Origin of the sequence: Rhizobium sp. P32RR-XVIII (assembly GCF_012641395.1) — a bacterium.
GTDB lineage: Bacteria > Pseudomonadota > Alphaproteobacteria > Rhizobiales > Rhizobiaceae > Rhizobium.
In genome coordinates, this window is the sequence record NZ_JABAIH010000016.1 from 1 (window position 1) to 20,185 (window position 20,185).

Consider the following 20,185-nt stretch of genomic DNA (forward strand, 5'->3'; position numbering starts at 1 on the left):
GCTCCTCAGCAGACCCCATACAGCAGCGACCCCGCGTCGACTGCGGACAGAAGCAAGCACTCGGCGAGGGATTGAGCTCATAAGGGATTGACTCGGGAAAGCCCGTTACAGAAGCGACCTCACTCTGCCACTGCGCAGGCCGCTACTCACCCCTGATGGGATCTCAAGGCGTTCGATTGCGCAATAGAAGGGTCGGCGGTTCGGTTCCCATTAAGACCACCAACGGGCAGTGTAGCACCTAGCAGAAGCCGTTCAGCTTGAGGATCTTATGGGCGTCGATCGTCGCCCTGAGGCTATCCTCTGACTTGCGATCTCCATCATTGGCGTCGGGATGATGCATCTTGAGCAATTGCTTGTAGCGGCTTTTGATCTCATCTGGCGTTGCATCCGGTGAAAGACCGAGCCTCTCAAAAGCTTTGGCTTCCAGCACCTTGAGTTTGCGCAGCTGAAAAGCTGCTCTGGCCGCCTGGCTTTGAGCAGTGTTTTTTCGCGAATTTATCGCCTTCGCAGTTCCGGAGCGAACCGAGGAGGGGAGCGGAATTTCCGAGGCCTGATCGATTCGAGTGCCCCAAGTCGGGCGGCTGCCGCTTGCCGCTTCTCTCTGATAGCGGGCCGTCAGAGGGTCAGACAGCTTCGTCACGAAGTTGTAGCCTTTGCTGTACTCACTTACGTGCCGGGGGCAAAACAACAGATACAGCCCCTCGGCATCCGCTCCGACGGGAGCGCGATGAGTGCCTTCCTCATCGCAGCCGTCCCATTGGCATTTCGGGCCTTTCGGTCCGCGGTGGGGATCCGGTTTTTTGCGGGTCGGTCGTAGACCAACGAAGATCTTTGAATCAGAAGTCATCGCGCCTTATATGGCTGCCCTGCCCGACCGGGCAAGATACAAGGGCATCGCCAACGGCAGTCGCCGAGCCCGTGTAAAGGGCGTTTAAGGGATCATTCGCCTTCAAGGCGAAGGATCCGGTTTAAAGGAATTCACACGTGTTTTGTCGGCTTTCGGCGCCAAAGCAGCTGTGGCTGAGATCCGAGACATGGTACTTCCCAATCCAGGCCTCATGGCTCACGGTTAACCGACCACGGCTTCACGACATATGGCATGCCTTGAGTGAATGCAACTCATAGACGCAAACGACAAATCTCGAAAACTAAACGTTGACGCGGCATTCTCGGTGCCGTATACGATGTGTCATCGATCTTTTGCTTGCCGAGCTTTGTCTACCGCGCGATTGGCAACGCGCTCTAAGCGAACTTCCGTTTCAAAAATAGTCGGTTTCTATCCGCGTGGCGTCCGCTCCGCGGTCCCTCACTCTATGCTTTGAAAGGGTTCATCATGACCACTGGCACAGTAAAATGGTTCAATTCCACCAAAGGCTTCGGCTTCATTCAGCCTGATAATGGCGGCGCTGACGCCTTCGTTCACATCTCGGCTGTCGAACGCGCTGGAATGCGCGAACTCGTCGAAGGCCAAAAGATCGGCTTCGAACTTGAGCGCGACATGAAGTCGGGCAAGATGTCGGCCTGCAATCTGCAGTCCGCCTGATTGGTATCTGCTTCCCTTTGACCACGGATGTACTGGCACTGCCGGAAGCACGTATCACTCCGAGGCCAGGCAGTTTGCCTGGCCTTTTTCATTCGGTTCCCTAGGTGGACTACGCCAGGAGTTCTCATGACAAAGACCTACAGCAGAGATTGCCTTCGGTAATCTTCAGGCCCCGTTTTTTGTCAAAAATCACGTAATGGACGAACTCGAAGCGATCACTCAGTCCCGAGACGCGAAGACGCTGAGGCTGCGGGAAGCGCGGCTATCAAAAGAACTCGCTGACCGGACCTCTGCTACGTCCGCCCTGCTTGCCAAATGTGGCCGAGCGGGCTGATCGCACCTCCGCATCGACAGGCTATTCTCGACTGCATTCCAACAACGGGAGCTCTTATGGCACTGCCTACGAACGAGATCCAGGCGATCAACACGGCTTGGCAGATCGCGATCCAGGAGATCCTCAGAATGGTCATCCGTGACATGTACCATGCGGGTGGTGAGGCAGCGTTCAACGGCCACATCAAACGTATCGAAGAAGCCGCCGTCGACAGTATTCTTACGGATTTGAGGCTCCGCGGCACCGACGAGTGGACAGAGGTCCTCGTCAAGGAGCGGGCAAGCAATTTCGTGACCAGCCTGTTGACGTCGTTCACCTACGACCGGGCGTAATGTCCAGTGGGCCGTAACGCGGGTGACCCATCTGACCCTTGCTATCGAAATCGCCTCATAGGCGCATGTTGGCCAGACCGATAAGAGCGGTCGACGAGTGCGCTACTCGTCCTGACGACGATGCCCGCACAGTCGCCCATCTCCGATACGTCATCGAGCAGGGGAGGGGATGGACGCCCCATCGGCTCGCGGAAGAAGGGTTTTCGCCAGCGGGTATTTCTGCCGTCGACGCTTTGACACGGCGTCCAGCGGAAACGAGCGACGCGTTCGTTGGACGAGCGGCAGGCAACCCGCTGGCCGTTCCTATCAAGCGGGCCGATATGAGCTCTATCTTTGCCATTGACCTATCATCCCGCCCGCCGATATCGGCACTATCAAAACTAGAATCATCGCTAGCACTCTCAACGTAAGACTGCTAAGAAGTTATATCGAGATCGGCCATTGGGCCGCGTTCTCGTCGAGGAACACCAAAATGATGAATACCGTTTTCCGGCCGTTGCACGACCGTGTTGTCGTGCGCCGTATCGAGGCTGAAGCCAAGACCAAGGGCGGGATCATCATTCCCGATACCGCCAAGGAAAAGCCGCAGGAAGGCGAAATCGTCGCCGTTGGTGCCGGTGCTCGGGATGAGAGCGGCAAGATCGTACCGCCGGATGTCAAGCCCGGCGATCGCATCCTGTTCGGCAAATGGTCCGGCACCGAAATCAAGTTCAACGGCGAGGACCTGCTGATCATGAAGGAAGCCGACGTGATGGGCGTTATCGGCTGATTTTTGATCACATCTATATCCTTTCATGACGACCATTGGGCGATCAGCCCGGGAGTTTTTCCATGTCTGCCAAACAAATCAAATTCGGCCGTGACGCGCGCGAACAGTTGCTGCGCGGCGTCGATGTCCTCGCTGACGCGGTAAAGGTCACGCTCGGTCCGAAGGGCCGCAATGTGGTGATCGACAAGTCCTATGGCGCGCCACGCATCACTAAGGACGGCGTCGCCGTCGCCAAGGAAATCGAACTCGAAGACAAGTTCGAGAACATGGGCGCCCAGATGGTCCGAGAAGTGGCGTCGAAGACCAACGACATCGCCGGTGACGGCACGACGACGGCGACCGTGCTTGCCCAGGCGATCGTTCGCGAAGGCGGCAAGGCTGTTGCAGCCGGCATGAACCCGATGGACCTGAAGCGCGGTATTGACCTCGCCGTCGCGGCCGTGGTCAAGAACCTGCTTGCGAAGGCGAAGAAGATCAACACCTCGGAAGAGATCGCCCAGGTCGGCACCATATCGGCAAATGGCGAGAAGGAAATCGGCCAGTACATCGCCGATGCAATGCAGAAGGTCGGCAACGAGGGGGTGATCACCGTCGAGGAAGCCAAGACCGCCGAAACAGAGCTTGAAGTCGTCGAAGGCATGCAATTCGACCGCGGCTACCTCAGCCCCTATTTCGTGACCAATGCTGAAAAAATGGTGGCCGAACTGGACGATGTCTATGTGCTGCTGCACGAGAAGAAGCTTTCCAACCTGCAGACGATGCTGCCGATCCTGGAAGCCGTCGTTCAGACAGGCAAGCCGTTGCTGATCATCTCGGAAGACGTCGAAGGCGAAGCCCTTGCAACGCTCGTCGTCAACAAGCTGCGCGGCGGCCTGAAGATTGCTGCTGTCAAGGCTCCTGGCTTCGGCGATCGCCGCAAGGCGATGCTGGAAGACATCGCCATCCTGACGGGCGGCACTGTCATCTCCGAAGACCTCGGCATCAAGCTCGAATCCGTTACGCTCGACATGCTCGGCCGCGCCAAGAAGGTCTCGATCACCAAGGAGAACACCACGATCGTCGACGGCGCCGGCGCCAAGTCCGACATCGAAGGCCGGGTTGGTCAAATCAAGGCTCAGATCGAAGAAACCACTTCGGACTACGACCGCGAAAAGCTACAGGAACGCCTTGCCAAGCTCGCTGGCGGCGTTGCCGTCATCCGCGTCGGCGGCTCGACCGAAATCGAAGTGAAGGAAAAGAAGGACCGCATCGACGACGCGCTCAATGCGACGCGCGCTGCCGTTCAGGAAGGCATCGTACCGGGCGGCGGAACCGCCTTGCTGCGCGCTTCCGTCGTTCTCGATATCAAGGGCGACAACGACGACCAGAATGCCGGGGTCAGCATCGTCCGCAAGGCTCTGCAGTCGCTGGTTCGCCAGATTGCCGAAAATGCTGGTGACGAAGGCTCCATTGTGGTTGGCCGGATACTGGAAAGCAATACCGACAACTTTGGTTACGATGCCCAGACATCCCAATATGGCGACATGATCGCCATGGGCATCGTCGACCCGGTAAAAGTGGTCCGGACCGCCCTGCAGAACGCGGCATCGGTTGCCGGCCTGCTGGTGACGACGGAGGCCATGATTGCCGACCTTCCTAAGAAGGATGCTGCCGGTGGCGGCACGCCTGATATGGGTGGCATGATGTCATAAGCTTCCTCCGGGAAGCTTGTGGGTAATTTGCGACAGAGGGCTCCGAGCGACCGGAGCCTTACACCCCATTAGACGAAACTGATATTTTATGGCCTGGAGGCGCCCCGCGCCCCCGGTTTACGCGCTTGCGCCCCGCACTCCCGAACCAAAGAACATGTCGGCCGATCAGCCCTGCTGCTTGCTCCCCGGCGCTATTCTGAAAGGATCGATTCAATGTTTTTCTATTCCGCCCCATGCCTTGGAACGCCCGTCTCCAGTAAGGTCCGCGCATGATTGGTTATTTGATCCTCGTTCACCGCTATCCGGACCAATTCAAGCGCCTGTTCAGGGCGATCTATAACGACCAGAACCATTATGTCGTGCATGTCGACAAGAACTCCGGGACTGATCTCGAAAGCGAAATTCGGGACTTCCTGCTGCCGTATGCAAACGCGGAGATGATCAGAAGCGAAAAGGCCATCTGGGGTGGCTACAGTCTCGTAGACACGGAGTTGCGCGGCATGGAGCGCCTGCTGGAAATGGGTGAATGGAGCCACTTCATTAATTTGAGCGGTCAGGATTTCCCCCTAAAACCTCAAAAGCAGATCATGGCGTATCTCGATGCCAACCTCGATCGCGAATTCATCAAGGTGCTGGACCAGGATCAGCATCGTCCGGACACGATGCACCGCGTCAGCGAGTATGTCATCGAACTTGACCAAAGCATTCAGCGCACCGCGCGTTCAAGGCCGTTCCTGGCCGACGCCACACCCTATATCGGTAATCAGTGGATGATCGTCACGAGGGCTTTTTGCGAGTTCGTCTGCCGCGACCCGAGCGTGGACCGCTTCAAGGCATTTTACGAAAACACGCTGATTGCCGACGAGGGCTTCTTCCAGACGGTGATGATGAACTGTGTGATTGAAAGCGAGATCACCGGCGATGACTTGCGAATGATCGACTGGGTTGCCGATGGTGACATCAAGCTGCGCCCCAGAACCTATCAGCGCGCGGACGCTGTCGATCTCAAAGCAAGCACCAATCTCTTTGCTCGGAAATTCGATCAGACCGTTGATGGCGAGATTCTTCTGGTCTTGGAGCAGCATCTCGCCAAACAGGCCGTCACCAATGTTGACACGTCGCGCGCCGCACCGGCCATTGCACCTTTGCCGTTTGCCGTCGAGAGAACCGTAGCGTGAGATGAGGCCCATATGTTGATATTGAACAAGCGGCGGCAGGCCGGATCTTGTCCCGACATGGATGACCTGGCGGCGATGTAGATCGGGCTATGGCTTGCTTTGGGCCTGTTGATCAATATTGGCGTTGGACCAGCCTGCCTTTGTGTGCGCTAGTTCGGTCGAGCATCTGGTAGCCAGTCGCTGGTAGCTGCGTTTTCGCCACCAGAAAGGCTGGTCAGATGCGGGGTGGTTTGTTGGAGCGCCACAACCGTTTTCCGATCGAAAACCCGCTGCTTTAGGGATGCTCGCTCCCCGGGGTGCGCTGGAATACGCGCATGCAGAAGCGTCGTTGCTGCCGATCCCGGCCCACTCATTCCGGACAGAGATATGCCCCTTCAATTTCCAAACAAAAGCCGGAGTTTCGACGACGCGAAACGGACGGTACGCTTTCACGGCTATGACGGCATGTTCGAGGTGCGTTTCCCGATCGAAGCCGCCGCTCTACTGGAAAAGACGAATAGTGGGGATGCGGAGGCGGATTACCTCAATGCCTTCGACAGGTCGCGCCCGGAAATTCAGAAGGCGGCGATCAGGGTCTATGAGCGCAATCGCCGATCCAGTTATTTGCTGACGGCCAGTGATCTCAAATGACGGTCCACACCGACGGGACTTGATTATGGCAGGCTTTGGATAGTGACCTACCAAGAGACTTGCCGGAAAGAGCCAAAAGCGGTTTGAAGCAGCAAGCTGCTTAGGTTGTTATTACGCGTAGTCTCTCGACTGCGGCAAGTCGACAACGATTGCCGTGGTCCGGACAGCGGGAAGTCAGCAATCTGCACCATGAATGCAGGAAGTGTTTCATGGTGCAGATTGCAATTAATATTGAGTCCATAAACAGTAGCTTAATTGTCGGAGAAATGCGTGCCATCGGTTCGAATTGGTTCAAGAGCTAGGGCTCGAAGATCAGAAGCCTGATATGATTGTTCAACTCAGCACGTGATATTGAAGCTTTCGTGTGCGACCTATTGCCTTCTTTGGTCGGCGAAGACGCGACCTGCCGCGAGTGAAATGAAAGCCGCACCAGACGAAAGCAGTGCCCATCTTCGCCCCATCCTGAATGTCCCAGCCGGAAAGGCCACGCTTGCGACGAAAAAGGGAAACGGTGAAGCCGATCGCGGCGACGCAGGCAAGCACAAACAGATCCTTGAAATTCATGCCCGCCGGCAGGCCAAAGCCCAGGAAACGGGCCGCGATAGAGCCGAAGAGCGCATTGCCGATGATCTCCTCGACCCTCGGGTTGGTCAACTCTCTGAGCAGGAGAAAGCACAGCGGACGCTCTGGTCAGATCGCCAATCGCCTCGACCATTCCCATCGCGTCATTCTCGACGAGCTGGGATATGGCCAAAGCATGCGAAGAACTCAAAGTCTGGCAAGCTCGCTTTCGAGCCTCGAACGATTTTTAGCTTCAATGTCCGAAAACGCGTCAATGGATGCGATCCTTCGCCGTGAACCTAGCCGGAACGCGCCCGTGCGAGCGGCGCGGTATTGCCAGGGAAAGGGTCACCTTCCGGCCAGAGCGAGGGCCCACGCTAATTGGTGGTTGTAGCCGCACCAGCGACCGGCTGCGTTTCCTCAAAAGTCTGGATATTAAACTGTGGCCGGACGCGCCGCCCGGCTTGCGCGGGGGATGCTGGAGGATCACACCCTTAGGATGGTGCCGCCCGCTATCACCCAGTGGCGCCGTGATTGTGAACCTTGGCGGTGCTGGTTATCGTCATATCCAAATGTCGCACGAGGCTGAGCCTGCGACCGATTTCGCCCTACGGTCGGGAAGCCATTGCTCCCCGACCGTCCGCCTCCACACCAGCCTTATTACGCTCCACATCCGTCGTGTTGAGCAGCATACGGTCTTATAAGTCCGCCCATTGCAAATCAGGTGCCCGCGGCCCACGTTCTCTTGCGTGGTACGCCGAGAATCTCCGGCCCTTCGATGAAGGACAGTTCGTCAAGTATTCCCTCGTTTAGCTCGACGCCAAGGCCAGGGCCGTTCGGGACTTCCAGAATACCGTCCTTCACCTTGACGGCCGGTTTGACGAGCTTGTCGCGGAAGACGTTGTATTTGCCCGGATCCCACTCGACATGACCGCGAATATGGGCCGGTATTGCCGCAGCAAAGTGAAGATTGGCGATCTGCGTCAAACCGTTATAGGTATGGGTCGCGATAACGATATTATAAGCGCTGGCAATCGCGGCGATCTTGATGGCTTCCGAAATACCACCAGACTTGACGACATCGGGTGTCAGGTAATCGACGCCGCCCTTCTGCGCCAGGTCCTTGAAGTCGAAACGGGTGAAGACATTTCCCCCTGACGCGATCGGTGTCAGACCCATACCGCGCAGCTTGCCAATCTCCTCACGATGATAGGCGACCGTGAAGTCGAACGGGTCTTCCATCCAGAACGTCTTGAACCGCATGAGTTCTCGGTTCAGGCGAACGGATTCCGACCAGCTGTAGCGTGCATTGACGTCGATCATGATGTCGATATTCGAGCCGACCGCAGCGCGGGTCGCCTCGACGGCAGCGATGTCGATATTGACTCCGCCGCCGCCACGAAGCTTGATGGCCTTGAACCCCTGTCCGACGTAGCTGCGAGCCTCCGCGACCAGCGTGTCGAGGTCCTTGATGCCGAGCGTCTGGCAGCCGACATAGGAGGCGAGCAGCGGCCCACGATCGCTCGAACCGTCACCCCCGCCGAGGAGCTTATAGATCGGCTGGTTTGTGACCTTGCCCATAATGTCCCAGAGGGCGATGTCGAGTCCGGCGATCGCCTGAATTGCGGCCGAGCCGAGGTGGATGCTCCCGAAGAACATCTTTTCCCACAGCGTCTGGATCTGCAGCGGGTTTTGCCCGACAAGCAATGGGCCAAGCTTGGTATCGATCAATGAGCGGATCGGATGCGGTGTATGGCCATGATAGCTGCTGCCGATACCGCTGATGCCTTCATCCGTATGGATACGAACGATCAACTCGTCACGTTTGGTGGCGGTCCCAAGCCCCATCACCCAGGGCTCTTGCAGCTTCTCCGAGATCAGTATAGTTTCGACCTTGATTATTTTCATTTCTGCTTCCTTTGCTTTGTCTACAGTTCTTTCGTGTGCAGACGAATTGAACTGTTGGGGCCAACCGGATTGCCCGGCATGGGTTTCGTTGATGCTTCAAGAGGATAGTGACAGGCAGCAGCCTGAGGCCCGCCATTCAGGTCGGGAAGGATTGCGCGGCAATTCGGTTTTCCGTGCCCCACGCTACATCTAGGTTCGAAGGCGCATCCGGTGATGATTGCCCCGGTACCCGGCGGCGATCCCGGAATGAACGAGATGCGGGGCATCTCGACCGATGGAGCGCTTCGGACAAGATCACGGGTGTAGGGATGTCTTGGCGATGCCAGCACTTCCGGCCGCTCCCCGATCTCCACGATCCGCCCCGCATACATCACTGCAACCCTGTCCGAAACCTCGCGGATCACCTCGAGATCGTGCGAGATGATCATCATCGACATGGCGTGTTTTGCCTTGAGATCCTGGAGAAGCCTGAGGATCTGAGCCTTCACGGTGACATCGAGAGCCGTTGTCGGCTCGTCTGCGATCAGCAGTTTCGGACGTGCCGCCAATGCGATGGCGATTGCCGCCCGCTGGCGCATCCCACCGGAGAATTCGTGCGGATATTGCTTGTAGCGAAGCTCGGGATCGCCGATCCCGACATCGGACAAAACGCTGAGGCTCGTTTGGTAGGCCTCCCGGGTGCTCAAGCCGAGCTGATAGCGACAGACTTCCGCTATCTGGGAACCGATTGTTCTGACCGGATTGAGGGCCGTCAGCGCATCTTGATAGACGAGGCCGACGGTCGTACCGCGAATGGTGTTCATCACATGCGCATCGGCCGAAACCACCTCCGTCCCGCTGACCTTGATCTGGCCTTCGACGGTACTGGTTCGAGGCAGCAGTTTCATGATCGCCAATGCAATGGTGGATTTCCCCGAGCCGGACTCGCCAACGATCCCCAACGTCTCCCCAGGCGCGATATCGAAGGAGACATGTTTAACGGCGACGGCTTCACGGTTGTGCGATCTGTAGCGAACGACAAGGTTCTCTGCGGAGAGGAGAGGTTCTTTGCCGGTCATAGGCGCGCCTCCAGCAAGCCGTTCTCGAGCGGAACATTGCAGAAGGCGATGTGACTGCTGTTTTGTTTGACGGTATCGGTGGCCTTCTCGCAGCGGTCGATTGCGCGCCAACAACGCGATCTGAACACGCAGCCTTGAGTACGTGCTGAGAGCGACAGGGCTTCATTGGTCAGCGCTTCGCGTACCTCATCAGCCATGGCGTTCCGGCCATCCGCGGATGCCGAAGACAGCAGCGCGCCCGAGTAGGGATGAAGCGTTCGGACAAAGACATCGCCGGTCGATCCGGCTTCCACCAGACGGCCGAGATACATGACCAGGGTACGGTCAGCGATCGCCCGCACCACTCCGAGATCATGTGCGATCATGATGATTGAAATATCGGTCGCTGCCTGGATATCTTTGAGGAGCTGGAGGATTTGCCCCTGGATGGAGACATCGAGCGAAGCAACCGGTTCGTCCAGCAGCAGAACCTTCGGCCGCGGCGCGAGAGCCCGTGCGATGCCGACGCGCTGACGTTGGCCGCCCGACAGCTCCCTCGGCCGACGATCGGCGTAGCTGGTGGAAAGGCCGACGAGGCTCAGCACTTCAGCAACGCGTGCCTGGATATCCCGGCGCGCCCAACCGAATACATGGAGCGGCTCGGCGACAATCTCCGCTACCGACATTGCCGGATTGAGCGAACTGTGAGGATCCTGAAAAACCATCTGCAGTTGTTGCGAGAGCATTCTACGGCCGCGGCGGTTGGCGACGTATTCGGACAGGCTTGTACCCTCAAAGACGATCCTGCCCTCGGTCGGCTCGATCAATCCAAGGATCAATTTCGCTAGGGTGGATTTTCCTGAACCTGACTCGCCGACTATTGCCAGACATTCGCCGTGATCGAGCGACAGAGAGACATCATGGACCGCCCACAATCTTCCCGAAACCGGCCCATAAGCCTTGGAAACGGAAGTGGCAGACAGGATTGGGTTGCTCTGCTTGGGAACTGTCATTTGACGCTCCTTCTAAGAGAGATCACCGACATGGCGATGCTGGTGCAGGCGATCACAAGGACGATGCCGGCAAACATCACCGGATAGGCGTTGATCTGGAGATAGTCCTTCGTGGTCGTGATGATGAGCCCAAGGGAGACGTTCGGGGGCTGCAGCCCGAAGCCTAGAAACGTAATCGTGGATTCCGCGAGCATCACGTTGGCGATCTGGCCGAATGCAATGGACGCGACGAGATCCGTAGTGTTCGGCCAGATATGCTTGGTCAGCACGAAGATGCTCGACGCCCCATAGCTACGTGAGGCGATGATGTATTCCTCGCTCTTCAGAGCCAGGACCCGGCACGGATCACCCGCGCATAGTTGACCCAAGTGACTGCAACCAGGACCCAGATGAGGGTCCAGAAACCGGGGCCGAGGGCCGTGGTCAACGAGATGGCGAGGATGATTCCAGGGAAGGTGTTAAACGCGTCCATGATACGGCCGAGCACGTCATCGACCCATCCACCGGCATAGGCGCTGATCGCACCGAGGAGCCAGCCGATGATCCCGGAAATGACCACCACCAGTGCCGAAATGACCAATGATGTACGCAGGCCGATTGCAACGAGAACGCCGAGATCGCGGCCAAGATTATCCGTTCCGAAGAGCGTGGCACCAAAGGGCGGCGAGAACCGGCGCGCCGGTGTGACGGTCAGCGCATTGGCTGGAGCGAGCAGCGGAAAGATGATCGCAAAAGCAACCAGCACAAATACGATGACATAGCTGATTTTTACGGATTTCAGGCCTGTGAGGCCGAAGCGCGGCGATCGAGCTGAAACTGTTGGAACAATTGAGGACATTGAGCACCTCACACGTGCGACAGGTCGACACGGGGATCGAGCAAGCCGTAGATGATGTCGAAAAGGATATTGAGGACGAGGACGATCGCGGTCGTGCAAAACAGCGTGGCACTGATCAACGGCAGATCGTAACGGTTCATGGCCTCGACGAACAACCGGCCGAGACCCGGCCACGCAAAAACCGATTCAATAACGACGACGCCGCCGATCGACATACGGGTGAGTTCGAGGCCACCAACCGAGACGATGGGAACGATCGCAGCCCGAAGGATATGATTCAAGATCAGAACCCAGCCTGGAAGCCCTTTGCTGCGGGCGACCAGTATGTAGGGTGTCTCCAGGACGGAACGGATGCTTTCCCGCACGACGTAAACGAGGCGCCCTATCGGCGGTATTGCCATCGCTACGGCTGGAAGGACGAGATAGGTCAAGCCGCCGTGGCCGCCGGTCGGCAGCAGTTTCAGGTGCACAGCCATCACGATGATCAGAACCAGGCCCGACCAGAATTCGGGGATGGAGGCAAGCACGGAAGCGACCGCCTGAATTATCCTGTCGGTAGCACTGCCCTCGCGAAGCGCGGCCGCCGTGCCAAACAAAACCGCAACGATAATCATGATCAGGCTCGATGCCGCCGCAAGTTCAAGCGAGAGCGGGACTGCGCCCAGAGCTGCCTGCAAGGCTGGAACGTTGCGGGTCGTCGAGATCCCGAAATCGAGACGCGCAAGGCCGACGAGATAGTGGCTCAGCCGTTCGAGCAATGGTGCAGCAAAGCCGTTTGCGACACGATAAGCCTGGATCTGTTCTTCGGACGCATTGAGCGGCAAGGCTCGTCTGGCGGGATCGCCGATCACTTCGAAGAGAAAGAAGACCGCGACGGTGACGATGAAAAGCGTGAGCAGCCCATAGGCGAGACGTTTCAGGATGTACCGTGTCATCGCGGCCTCCATTCTTGGATGTTCGGGAGTGATCAGTCGGTCGCACGGCTCCAGTCGGCCCAGTAGACTGTCGATCCCTCATTGTAGATCGGTCCGCGTATATCCTTGCCGACAGCGACAACCGTGCTGGGATTGGTCAGCCACACGAAGGCCGCCTTATCATGAGCAAGCGCCATGACCTCCTGATAGGCCTGGGCCTGTTGCTTTTCGTCCGAGAGGCTGAGCGCGCTCTTCGCGCTCTCGGCGAGTTCCTGGTCGCAGATCGTCGAACGATCCGTCCCGCAGGTGAAATAGTTGCGGATCTGCGGTGTGGCGTCGAGCGTCTCGCTCCCTGCCTGAATGTAGAACAGATCCGGGGGCGTCAGTTTGTTTTGAGGCGCTAGCAGGCCTTCCTTGATCCATCGGTCGTGGGGCAGGAACTGCAGGTTCACCGTGAGCCCGATCGCCTGGTAGTCGGCTTGGAGTGTCTGGCAGGTATCGACGCCCACCTGACCGTAATATTCCGAAGGACACATGAGATTGATGGTGGCGCCGTTAGCACCTGTCTCGTTGATGAGTGCCTTCGCCTTTTCGGGATCATAGCCATAGTCCTTGATATCCGGGTTATAGCCGTGAACCGGCTTCGTCACCGATTGTCCATTCGGCAGACCGGCGAAACCGAGCCGGATATTGTCTGTCAGCACCTTCTGATCGACGGCATAGTTGAGGGCCTGGCGAACCCTGACGTCGTTCAGCGGCGGGTTCAACGCATTGATGCGCAGGATATCGACTTCCGTGGCAGGGGTCGTGAGCGAAGCGGGAGCGGCCTGGGCAAGGTCTGGCGCAAGATCGAAAGCGACATCGACCTCGCCTGCGTTGAGCGCGGCCAGTCTTGCTCCTGAATCGGGAATAACCCGCAGATCGATCTCGTCAAAGAACGGCTTCTGCCCCCAATAGGCATCGTTCCGGGTCAGCGTCGCCAGGTCACGGCCGCCCGACACGCTAGCGAGCGTGTAAGGCCCGGTTCCAACAAGTGTCTCACCCGCCTTCTTCGGATCTATTTTTCCCCATCCGTCTGGCTGGATGACGATTTCTGCCACGGCTCGATAGACAAAGAAATCCGGGCTCTTGGTGATGATATCGACGGTCTGGTCGTCCACTTTTACGGCGCTTGCAATATTATTGAGGATGCTGGTCTTTCCGGAGGCCGGATCGGCAATTTTGTTAACGGAAAAGATGACATCTTGAGCGGTCATAGGCTTGCCGTCCGAAAATTTGACGTCAGAGCGAAGCTTGAAGCGCCAGCGTGTCTTCTCGACCTGTTCCCAACTTGTGGAGAGCCAAGGTACCCAGCTGAGCTTTCCGTCGGTGATCACCACCTTGGTAAGGCCTTCGCCAACATTGCCTTTCAGGAGCCTGCGCGAGGTTCCCTCAAGACTGGAATTGATATCAAGATTTCCGACCTGACTTCCGGCCGACCAGGTCAGCTTGTCTGCGGACTGCGCGAACGCGGCGGTCGAGGCAAGAAGTGCAGCCAAGGCTGCTGCCGGCACGATAAAATACCTCATTGTGTCTCCTCCCATTTGTTTCTTTATGGCGCTGCGTAATCCTCCCAGACGGCAGCGCATTCCTCATATCGAAATCATCTGTGCGCTCGCGTATAATGTCCAATTAAACGTTCCTATACAGGACATCATTCTGATGAATAATCGACGCGGCGATCTCAATCTGTTTCATATTTTCAAGGCGATCATGGAGGAGCGAAGCGTCGGTCGCGCGGCAAATCGCCTGGGACTGACGCAGCCGGCTGTCAGCAACGCGCTCAATCGCCTTCGCTACGTTTTTGACGATCATCTCTTCATGCGCACCCCTGACGGGGTCAAACCGACCCAGAAAGCGCTCGACCTCTGGCCAAAGGTTCACCAGGGAGTGGACATGCTGACCGCCACGATGTTCCCGCCCGAGTTCGAGCCGGCGCTCACGACGGATACGTTTCGGGTTGCCATCACCGACGCGCTCAGAAGCGATCTGACGGTGTCCCTTGGCGTTGCGTTCTTTCAGTCGGCGCCGAGAGCCCATCTGCAATTTCACCATCATACGAACATGACATCAGGCCTTGCGCTGCAGAATGATGAGATTGATTGCGCCGTCGGTATGTTTCCCAGGCCTCCAAGCGGGTTGAATGTCACGCCGCTAATGACCGACGAATATGTTTGCGTCCTGCGCAAAGATCATCCTCTGGCGGGCAGGGGACTAACGCTCGAGGCTTTCACGGCGTCCAGCCATGTCCTTGCGAAACCGTCCGGTATCGGTTCCGACACGATCGACTACTGGCTGGCCCTGCATAACCTCAACCGCCATATCTCCCTGGTCGTCGCCTATTTCGCAGACGCCATGCGCATATCAGCTGTCAGCGATCTGCTCAGTTGCGTTCCCGTCCGGCACCTCAACGAGAGCACAATGACGGAGCTCGGGCTTGTCGCGCGGCCGCTGCCATTCGAAACCGAGAAGATCCTTTTCAAAATGGTGTGGCACGAAAGAACGGAACGGTCCGCCAGCCACAGCTGGCTGCGAGATCTCATCGTTGCGAAGCTCGCACTCAGCGCGGGCGAGCCGCGGGATCCTTGAATCTCGCCGTTTGTGGACTGTCGCGGCAGGTTTCAGTATCAGCCGTATAGAAGTTCGACCGTCTCCATGGCTTCGAGCCGCGGGATTGTCAGGCAAACCCGATCGTCACCAAGCCGCGCCAGCGGGAGCTCGGCTTCGCCGAAGACCAGCCGAGCCTTTTCGCCGCTGAAGGACGACGGGACCCTGACCACGAGTTCGAGGTCATGCAGCGGGATCAGTTCCTCGATAATCCTTCGCTGTCCGGTGTTGAAACTGCCTGGAGCGGAGAAATTCACCAGCGTGATCACCAGCCGATCGCTCTTTTCCATCACCGAGACGTCGATGAGACCCGGTCCCTTCACGGTGACGATGTTCTGCCAGCCGTCGGCCTGTTTTATCGCATTGGCCAGCAGTCGGAAGAGGTCACGGAAGCCGTAGCGGAAGCCGATGAGGTCGGGTTGCCATGGAAAATGGACGATCCGTCCGTTGCCGACCTTTCGGTCGATGACCATCGGATAGTCGGTGATGTGATCGATCTTGTTGAATTCGGGCACCGATATTCCGCTGCCAACCTCGCCTTCGACGGGCGGCACAAGTGTCAGGGGGGCAAGGGTAGAATGATCTTCGGTTCTGACGAAGGTGACGTCGCCTGCGACAGGCAGGAGGTCGGTACCGTCAAAACCGGCAAGCAGTGGCGAGGATGGGTCGCGGATTGCAGCATAGGCGGCCCGCAGGTTTTTCCAGGTCACGCCCGTCGCCTTTGCGCCGATCAGCCGGCCGAGCAGCGTATTGGAGCGTGGCGCTCCCATCTCGTCGAAATTGCCGCTGAGATAGGTGGAGACGACATGGCCGCCGTTGCGGATGTAGGTCTCGATGGCCTTGCAGGCTTCATCCGAAAGGCAGGCCGCATTGGGAAGCACGACTGCCTTGTACTTCGCCAACGTCGCCGCGGTGATCCTGGTGCCGCTGAAGATGTCGAAGGCAAGACGCTGGTCCATCATCGCATTATAGGCGCCGCGGAAATGATCGAGATAGCGACCTGTCGGATCCTTGTGCCCGAAATTGTCGAGGCTGTGGCGGGAGTAGACGAGGGCGACTTCGGCTACCGATGTCGCCTCCATATAAGTTTGCCGATTGCGATCGAAGCGGGCGAAGAGTTCCCGCAAACCGTCAAGCCCGCGATGGTCGAACTGCTCCTTCTGGTAGCCGGTGACATGGATCCACGGCATGACGCCCTGACTTATGACCTGGCCGGCCCACATCTGGTTCTCGGCAACCGGCACCCGATAAAAACGCCACCAGGGCAGGAAATAGCTGGTTGTGATACCGCCGCCTTTTCCCGGCGCGAGAGAACGCATGTAGCGGGCCTCGAGGCCAGGCCAGAACATATTGGCATAACGCCGCTGCGCCTCGAGGACGATACCGTCCTGGTGGGGCTCGGTATAGTCGAGGTCCCAGCCGCCGACGCGGGAATGATCCCAGGATTCGGCGACCTGGCTGAGCGGCATCCAAGCGCAGGATGGGCGCACACGCGTCTTTGCTGCCTGGACCCTTGCATTCCATTCCGCGATGCACTCGTAACGCCATTCGTTATACTGCCGCCACGTTTCGCTTCCCCAGTCCTCGTCCGGGATCGCCTTGCCGGTCTTTGCCCGGAATTTCTGCTGGCAGACGGCACAGTGGCACTGCGGCGTGTGCCAAGGCGAAAATTGCGCGGCATTCGCCCAAAGGCCGTCGAACGGGTAGCGCGTCAGGATTTCCTCGACGACCTTGATCATGAAGTCGTTGTAATAGCCACCGTTCGGGCAGGTGATGAAATGGCCGTGGACTTCCACCGGCTTTCCGCTCTTGTCCTGCACGAACCATTCAGGCCGTTCGGCGTAGAGCGCGCGTGATGCCATGCTCGGGTCTATACGGGCGATCGGCCTGATGTTTCGCCTTTTCAGCGACGCAATCAATTCCGCCGGCAGGTCGCGCTTGCCAAGGGTCGATGCGCGGGGGTGAAGCGGAATATCGGTCGGATAGAAGGCCATGATGCCGCCGACCGAAAAGCCGAGCGCGTCCAGTGAGAAAGACTTCGCGAATTCGGCCATCTCCTCAGTGTTCCAGATACCCGCATCGGCCTCGCGAAGCGTCATGATCATGACAAGCGAGGTGCGGAGCCAGCTGTGATCGGGTTGCTGCGTCATTGCGTTTCTCCCATGGGCGGCGCCGAAAAAGGCGCAAGTTTGAACCGCCGGCGACGTGTGCGTGCCGGATGCCAAAATGATGGCGTGGGTAAAGGCTCTAGGCGCTCAACTGGGCGCCGAGGACCGGATCGGATTGCAACAGTTCCCGTGTGTAGGGGTGCTGCGGATTGCTGAAGAGATCCTCTGTCTTTCCCTGTTCGACGATCTGCCCTTTCCTCATCACCAGCACGCGGTCGGCAAAGCTGCGGACGACCGGCAGGTCGTGGGCGATAAAGATGTAGGAGAGGCCGTAATCGTCCTTGAGACTTTTCAAGAGCGCGATCACCTGTGCCTGTACCGAGACGTCGAGCGAGGACACAGCCTCGTCGCAGATGATGATGTCGGGGCGAAGCGCCAGCGATCGCGCGATGGCAATACGCTGCCGCTGGCCGCCTGAGAACTGGTGCGGATAGCGTGCCGCATGGTCTGGCGACAGCCCCACCTGTTCGAGAAGCTCGCCGACGCGAGCCTTCCAGTCCTTCTTCGGCAGGACGTCCCGATGGATGGCAAGGGGTTCGCAGATGATCTCGGCCACAGTCATGCGCGGGTTGAGCGATGCGGTCGGATCCTGGAAGATCATCTGGATCTGGCGCTGGAGCACGCTCCGTTCGGCAGGCGTCGGGTTCAGCATATCGCTGCCCTTGTAGGAGGCCGTCCCGTTCGAGGACTTTTCCAGCCCGAGAAGCGTGCGGGCAAGGGTCGACTTACCGGAGCCGGATTCGCCGACGACACCAAGCGTCTCGCCGCGCGCCAGCGTGAAGGACACTTTGTCGAGCGCCAGCACCAATGGATTCCTGGAGGAACTCGGATAGCCTTTCGACAGCTCGTTGACCGCGATCAGCGGTTCGTTTTGCCTGTCTGTTGTGCGCGACATCGGAAAGTCCTGTTTACCCGGAATTGCGCCCAGAAGGTCGCGTGTATAGGCATGCTGCGGCGCGCCGAAGACCTGCCGTACCGGTCCCGTTTCGACAATCTCCCCCTTGTTCATGACGGCGACGCGATCGGCGAGCCCTTCGACGATGCCGAGATCGTGGGTGATCATCAATAGACCCATGCCGCGCTCCCGCTGCAGATCCTTGAGCAGGCGCAGGATGCGGGCCTGGACCGACACGTCGAGTGCCGTCGTCGGCTCGTCGGCGATCAAAAGGTCCGGGTTCAAGGCGATCGCCATGGCAATCATGATGCGTTGGCGCTGGCCGCCGGAGAACTGGTGCGGATAGTCGTTGAATCTCGCCCGTGCATTCGGCAGTTCGACCCGTTCCAGGAGGTCGAGAGCCTTTTCGCGGGCCTGCTTTCGATCAATGCCATGGGCGCGAAAGGTTTCGGCCACTTGCCAGCCAATCGGATAGACCGGATTGAGGGCGGCAAGCGTGTCCTGGAAGATCATGGCGATCTTCGAGCCGTTCAGTTCGCGCTGTCGCTCGTAGGAGGCTTTCAACAGGTCCTCGCCGCGATAAAGGACTTCGCCAGAGCTGATACGGCCCGGTGGAATGTCGATCAGACCCATCAAGGCTGAGGAACTCACGCTTTTGCCCGATCCGCTTTCGCCGAGGATCGCAAGCGTTTCGCCCCGGTCGATAAACCAGCTGACATTGCGTACGGCTTGAACCGTGCCCGCCTGCGTATGGAATTCGACGGACAGGTTGCGCACGTCGACGAGATGCTGGTCGTTTCCGGTCATGAGGACTTCTTTCTGGATTCCAGCCGCCAGCGCTGGACCGGATCGCCGACGATGCGCAGCCAGTTTGCGAAAAGATTGAGCGACATCGCCGTCAGGGTGATCGCGAGACCCGGCCAGAAGGCGACCCACCAGGCGGTGCTCAGATAGCTCTGGCCCTGAGCCACCATCGCGCCCCACGTGAAGGCCGGCGGCTGGATACCGAGGCCGAGAAAGCTGAGGCTCGATTCCGACAGCATCACGAAGGCGAATTCGAGCGTCGCAATCGTAATCAGTGTGGGTGTGACCGTCGGACGGATATGCCGCCAGATGAGGCGGGTCGGCGAGGCGCCCATGAGCCGCGCGGCCGTTACGAACGTCCGTTCCCGCACTTCAAGCACCTCGGCGCGGGTGGTACGCAAGTAGATCGGAATCCGGGTAATGGCGAGCACCAGGATGACATTGCCGATGCCGGGCTTGAGCACATAAAGCACGATCAGAGCAAGCAGCAGCGAGGGGAAACTCATCACCACGTCGGCGAGGCGCATGATCACGGCGCTTATCCAGTCATTCCGGTAACCGGCGATAAAGCCGAGCAGCGAGCCGATGAGCAGGGAGCAGAGCACGGCCGAAGCCGCAAGCAGCATCGTATTCTGCGCGCCGACCAGGAGCCGCAGGAGGATCGATCGACCGAGCGAATCCGCTCCGAGAATGAAGGTCCAGCCGTATTTGAACGACAGCGGCGGGGCGTTGCGGGCAAGAAGGTTGATCTTGTTGGACGAGCCCTCGAAAAGAGCCGGGCCGAACAGGGCGGCAAAAGCAACAAGCATAAGGAAGATCACCGCGATCGTTGCGAACTTGTCGTGCCACAGCAGCAACAGATACCGATGAAGCGCGGATCGCTTGGCGGGATGGTCGGAAGAGACGATAGTCGTCATGGTCATC

Annotated in this window: 20 protein-coding genes and 1 pseudogene; 9 read left to right on the forward strand and 12 right to left on the reverse strand. The window is 58.3% G+C overall.

From position 1 onward, the window contains the following. Positions 1-238: 238 nt before the first annotated feature. Positions 239-847, reverse strand: coding sequence for a J domain-containing protein (locus HGP14_RS28295; protein ID WP_168833198.1), 609 nt, complete (start codon positions 845-847; stop codon positions 239-241). A gap of 486 nt (positions 848-1,333) precedes the next feature. Here HGP14_RS28295 and HGP14_RS28300 point away from each other — a divergent pair, with 486 nt between their 5' ends. The 8 genes and pseudogenes from HGP14_RS28300 to HGP14_RS28330 all read left to right on the forward strand — a co-directional run bounded on the left by HGP14_RS28300 (position 1,334) and on the right by HGP14_RS28330 (position 6,477). Continuing rightward, on the forward strand, positions 1,334-1,543 hold the full coding sequence (locus HGP14_RS28300; RefSeq protein WP_018902430.1) for a cold-shock protein: 210 nt from the start codon (positions 1,334-1,336) through the stop codon (positions 1,541-1,543). A gap of 148 nt (positions 1,544-1,691) precedes the next feature. Continuing rightward, complete coding sequence (locus tag HGP14_RS35790) at positions 1,692-1,877, forward strand: hypothetical protein (protein WP_168833282.1); 186 nt, start codon at positions 1,692-1,694, stop codon at positions 1,875-1,877. Positions 1,878-1,933: 56 nt separating this feature from the next. Next, the gene (locus tag HGP14_RS28310) at positions 1,934-2,209 is read left to right on the forward strand and encodes a hypothetical protein (protein ID WP_168833199.1); all 276 of its coding nucleotides are present in this window, start codon (positions 1,934-1,936) and stop codon (positions 2,207-2,209) included. Positions 2,210-2,231: 22 nt separating this feature from the next. Beyond that, positions 2,232-2,532 (forward strand): annotated as a pseudogene (locus tag HGP14_RS36785) (metal-dependent phosphohydrolase); the annotation flags it as partial. A gap of 149 nt (positions 2,533-2,681) precedes the next feature. After that, positions 2,682-2,978 (forward strand): co-chaperone GroES, encoded by a 297-nt coding sequence (gene groES / locus HGP14_RS28315; protein WP_168833200.1) that lies wholly within the window; start codon positions 2,682-2,684, stop codon positions 2,976-2,978. 62 nt (positions 2,979-3,040) lie between these two features. Continuing rightward, positions 3,041-4,669 (forward strand): chaperonin GroEL, encoded by a 1,629-nt coding sequence (gene groL, locus HGP14_RS28320; RefSeq protein ID WP_168833201.1) that lies wholly within the window; start codon positions 3,041-3,043, stop codon positions 4,667-4,669. 269 nt (positions 4,670-4,938) lie between these two features. After that, on the forward strand, positions 4,939-5,847 hold the full coding sequence (locus HGP14_RS28325) for a beta-1,6-N-acetylglucosaminyltransferase (protein ID WP_168833202.1): 909 nt from the start codon (positions 4,939-4,941) through the stop codon (positions 5,845-5,847). A 366-nt stretch (positions 5,848-6,213) separates the two neighbouring features. Next, positions 6,214-6,477: a DUF1488 domain-containing protein gene (locus tag HGP14_RS28330; RefSeq protein WP_168833203.1), complete on the forward strand. Its 264-nt coding sequence runs from the start codon at positions 6,214-6,216 to the stop codon at positions 6,475-6,477. A gap of 333 nt (positions 6,478-6,810) precedes the next feature. Here the strand turns inward: HGP14_RS28330 and HGP14_RS28335 are convergent, their stop codons facing one another. The 8 genes from HGP14_RS28335 to HGP14_RS28370 all read right to left on the reverse strand — a co-directional run bounded on the left by HGP14_RS28335 (position 6,811) and on the right by HGP14_RS28370 (position 14,316). Further along, entirely contained in the window at positions 6,811-7,131 is a 321-nt protein-coding gene (locus HGP14_RS28335; RefSeq protein ID WP_205927385.1) for a Na+/H+ antiporter NhaA, read from the reverse strand. Positions 7,132-7,758: 627 nt separating this feature from the next. Then, positions 7,759-8,946, reverse strand: a complete 1,188-nt coding sequence (locus HGP14_RS28340) for a mandelate racemase/muconate lactonizing enzyme family protein (RefSeq protein ID WP_168833204.1) — start codon at positions 8,944-8,946, stop codon at positions 7,759-7,761. A gap of 20 nt (positions 8,947-8,966) precedes the next feature. Then, the gene (locus HGP14_RS28345; protein WP_168833205.1) at positions 8,967-10,004 is read right to left on the reverse strand and encodes an ABC transporter ATP-binding protein; all 1,038 of its coding nucleotides are present in this window, start codon (positions 10,002-10,004) and stop codon (positions 8,967-8,969) included. Next, positions 10,001-10,996 carry an ABC transporter ATP-binding protein gene (locus HGP14_RS28350; protein ID WP_168833206.1) on the reverse strand — a complete coding sequence of 332 codons (996 nt, stop codon included), beginning with the start codon at positions 10,994-10,996 and terminating at the stop codon, positions 10,001-10,003. The genes HGP14_RS28345 and HGP14_RS28350 overlap by 4 nt, the downstream gene beginning before the upstream one ends. After that, positions 10,993-11,364: an ABC transporter permease subunit gene (locus tag HGP14_RS28355; RefSeq protein WP_168833207.1), complete on the reverse strand. Its 372-nt coding sequence runs from the start codon at positions 11,362-11,364 to the stop codon at positions 10,993-10,995. The genes HGP14_RS28350 and HGP14_RS28355 overlap by 4 nt, the downstream gene beginning before the upstream one ends. Continuing rightward, positions 11,319-11,834, reverse strand: coding sequence for an ABC transporter permease (locus tag HGP14_RS28360; RefSeq protein ID WP_168833208.1), 516 nt, complete (start codon positions 11,832-11,834; stop codon positions 11,319-11,321). The genes HGP14_RS28355 and HGP14_RS28360 overlap by 46 nt, the downstream gene beginning before the upstream one ends. Positions 11,835-11,842: 8 nt before the next feature. Further along, on the reverse strand, positions 11,843-12,769 hold the full coding sequence (locus HGP14_RS28365) for an ABC transporter permease (RefSeq protein ID WP_168833209.1): 927 nt from the start codon (positions 12,767-12,769) through the stop codon (positions 11,843-11,845). 32 nt (positions 12,770-12,801) lie between these two features. Then, positions 12,802-14,316, reverse strand: a complete 1,515-nt coding sequence (locus tag HGP14_RS28370; protein WP_168833210.1) for an ABC transporter substrate-binding protein — start codon at positions 14,314-14,316, stop codon at positions 12,802-12,804. 133 nt (positions 14,317-14,449) lie between these two features. On the opposite strand from HGP14_RS28370, the gene HGP14_RS28375 reads away from it, so the two are divergent. Continuing rightward, the gene (locus tag HGP14_RS28375) at positions 14,450-15,376 is read left to right on the forward strand and encodes a LysR family transcriptional regulator (RefSeq protein WP_168833211.1); all 927 of its coding nucleotides are present in this window, start codon (positions 14,450-14,452) and stop codon (positions 15,374-15,376) included. A gap of 38 nt (positions 15,377-15,414) precedes the next feature. Here HGP14_RS28375 and HGP14_RS28380 read toward each other — a convergent pair whose 3' ends face one another. From HGP14_RS28380 to HGP14_RS28390, 3 genes are all read right to left on the reverse strand, one after another. After that, positions 15,415-17,544, reverse strand: a complete 2,130-nt coding sequence (locus tag HGP14_RS28380) for a beta-galactosidase trimerization domain-containing protein (RefSeq protein ID WP_168833212.1) — start codon at positions 17,542-17,544, stop codon at positions 15,415-15,417. A gap of 97 nt (positions 17,545-17,641) precedes the next feature. After that, positions 17,642-19,264 carry an ABC transporter ATP-binding protein gene (locus HGP14_RS28385; RefSeq protein ID WP_168833213.1) on the reverse strand — a complete coding sequence of 541 codons (1,623 nt, stop codon included), beginning with the start codon at positions 19,262-19,264 and terminating at the stop codon, positions 17,642-17,644. Further along, a complete protein-coding gene (locus tag HGP14_RS28390; protein ID WP_168833214.1) occupies positions 19,261-20,184 on the reverse strand; it encodes an ABC transporter permease in 924 nt (307 codons plus the stop codon). The genes HGP14_RS28385 and HGP14_RS28390 overlap by 4 nt, the downstream gene beginning before the upstream one ends. Position 20,185: the final 1 nt, after the last annotated feature.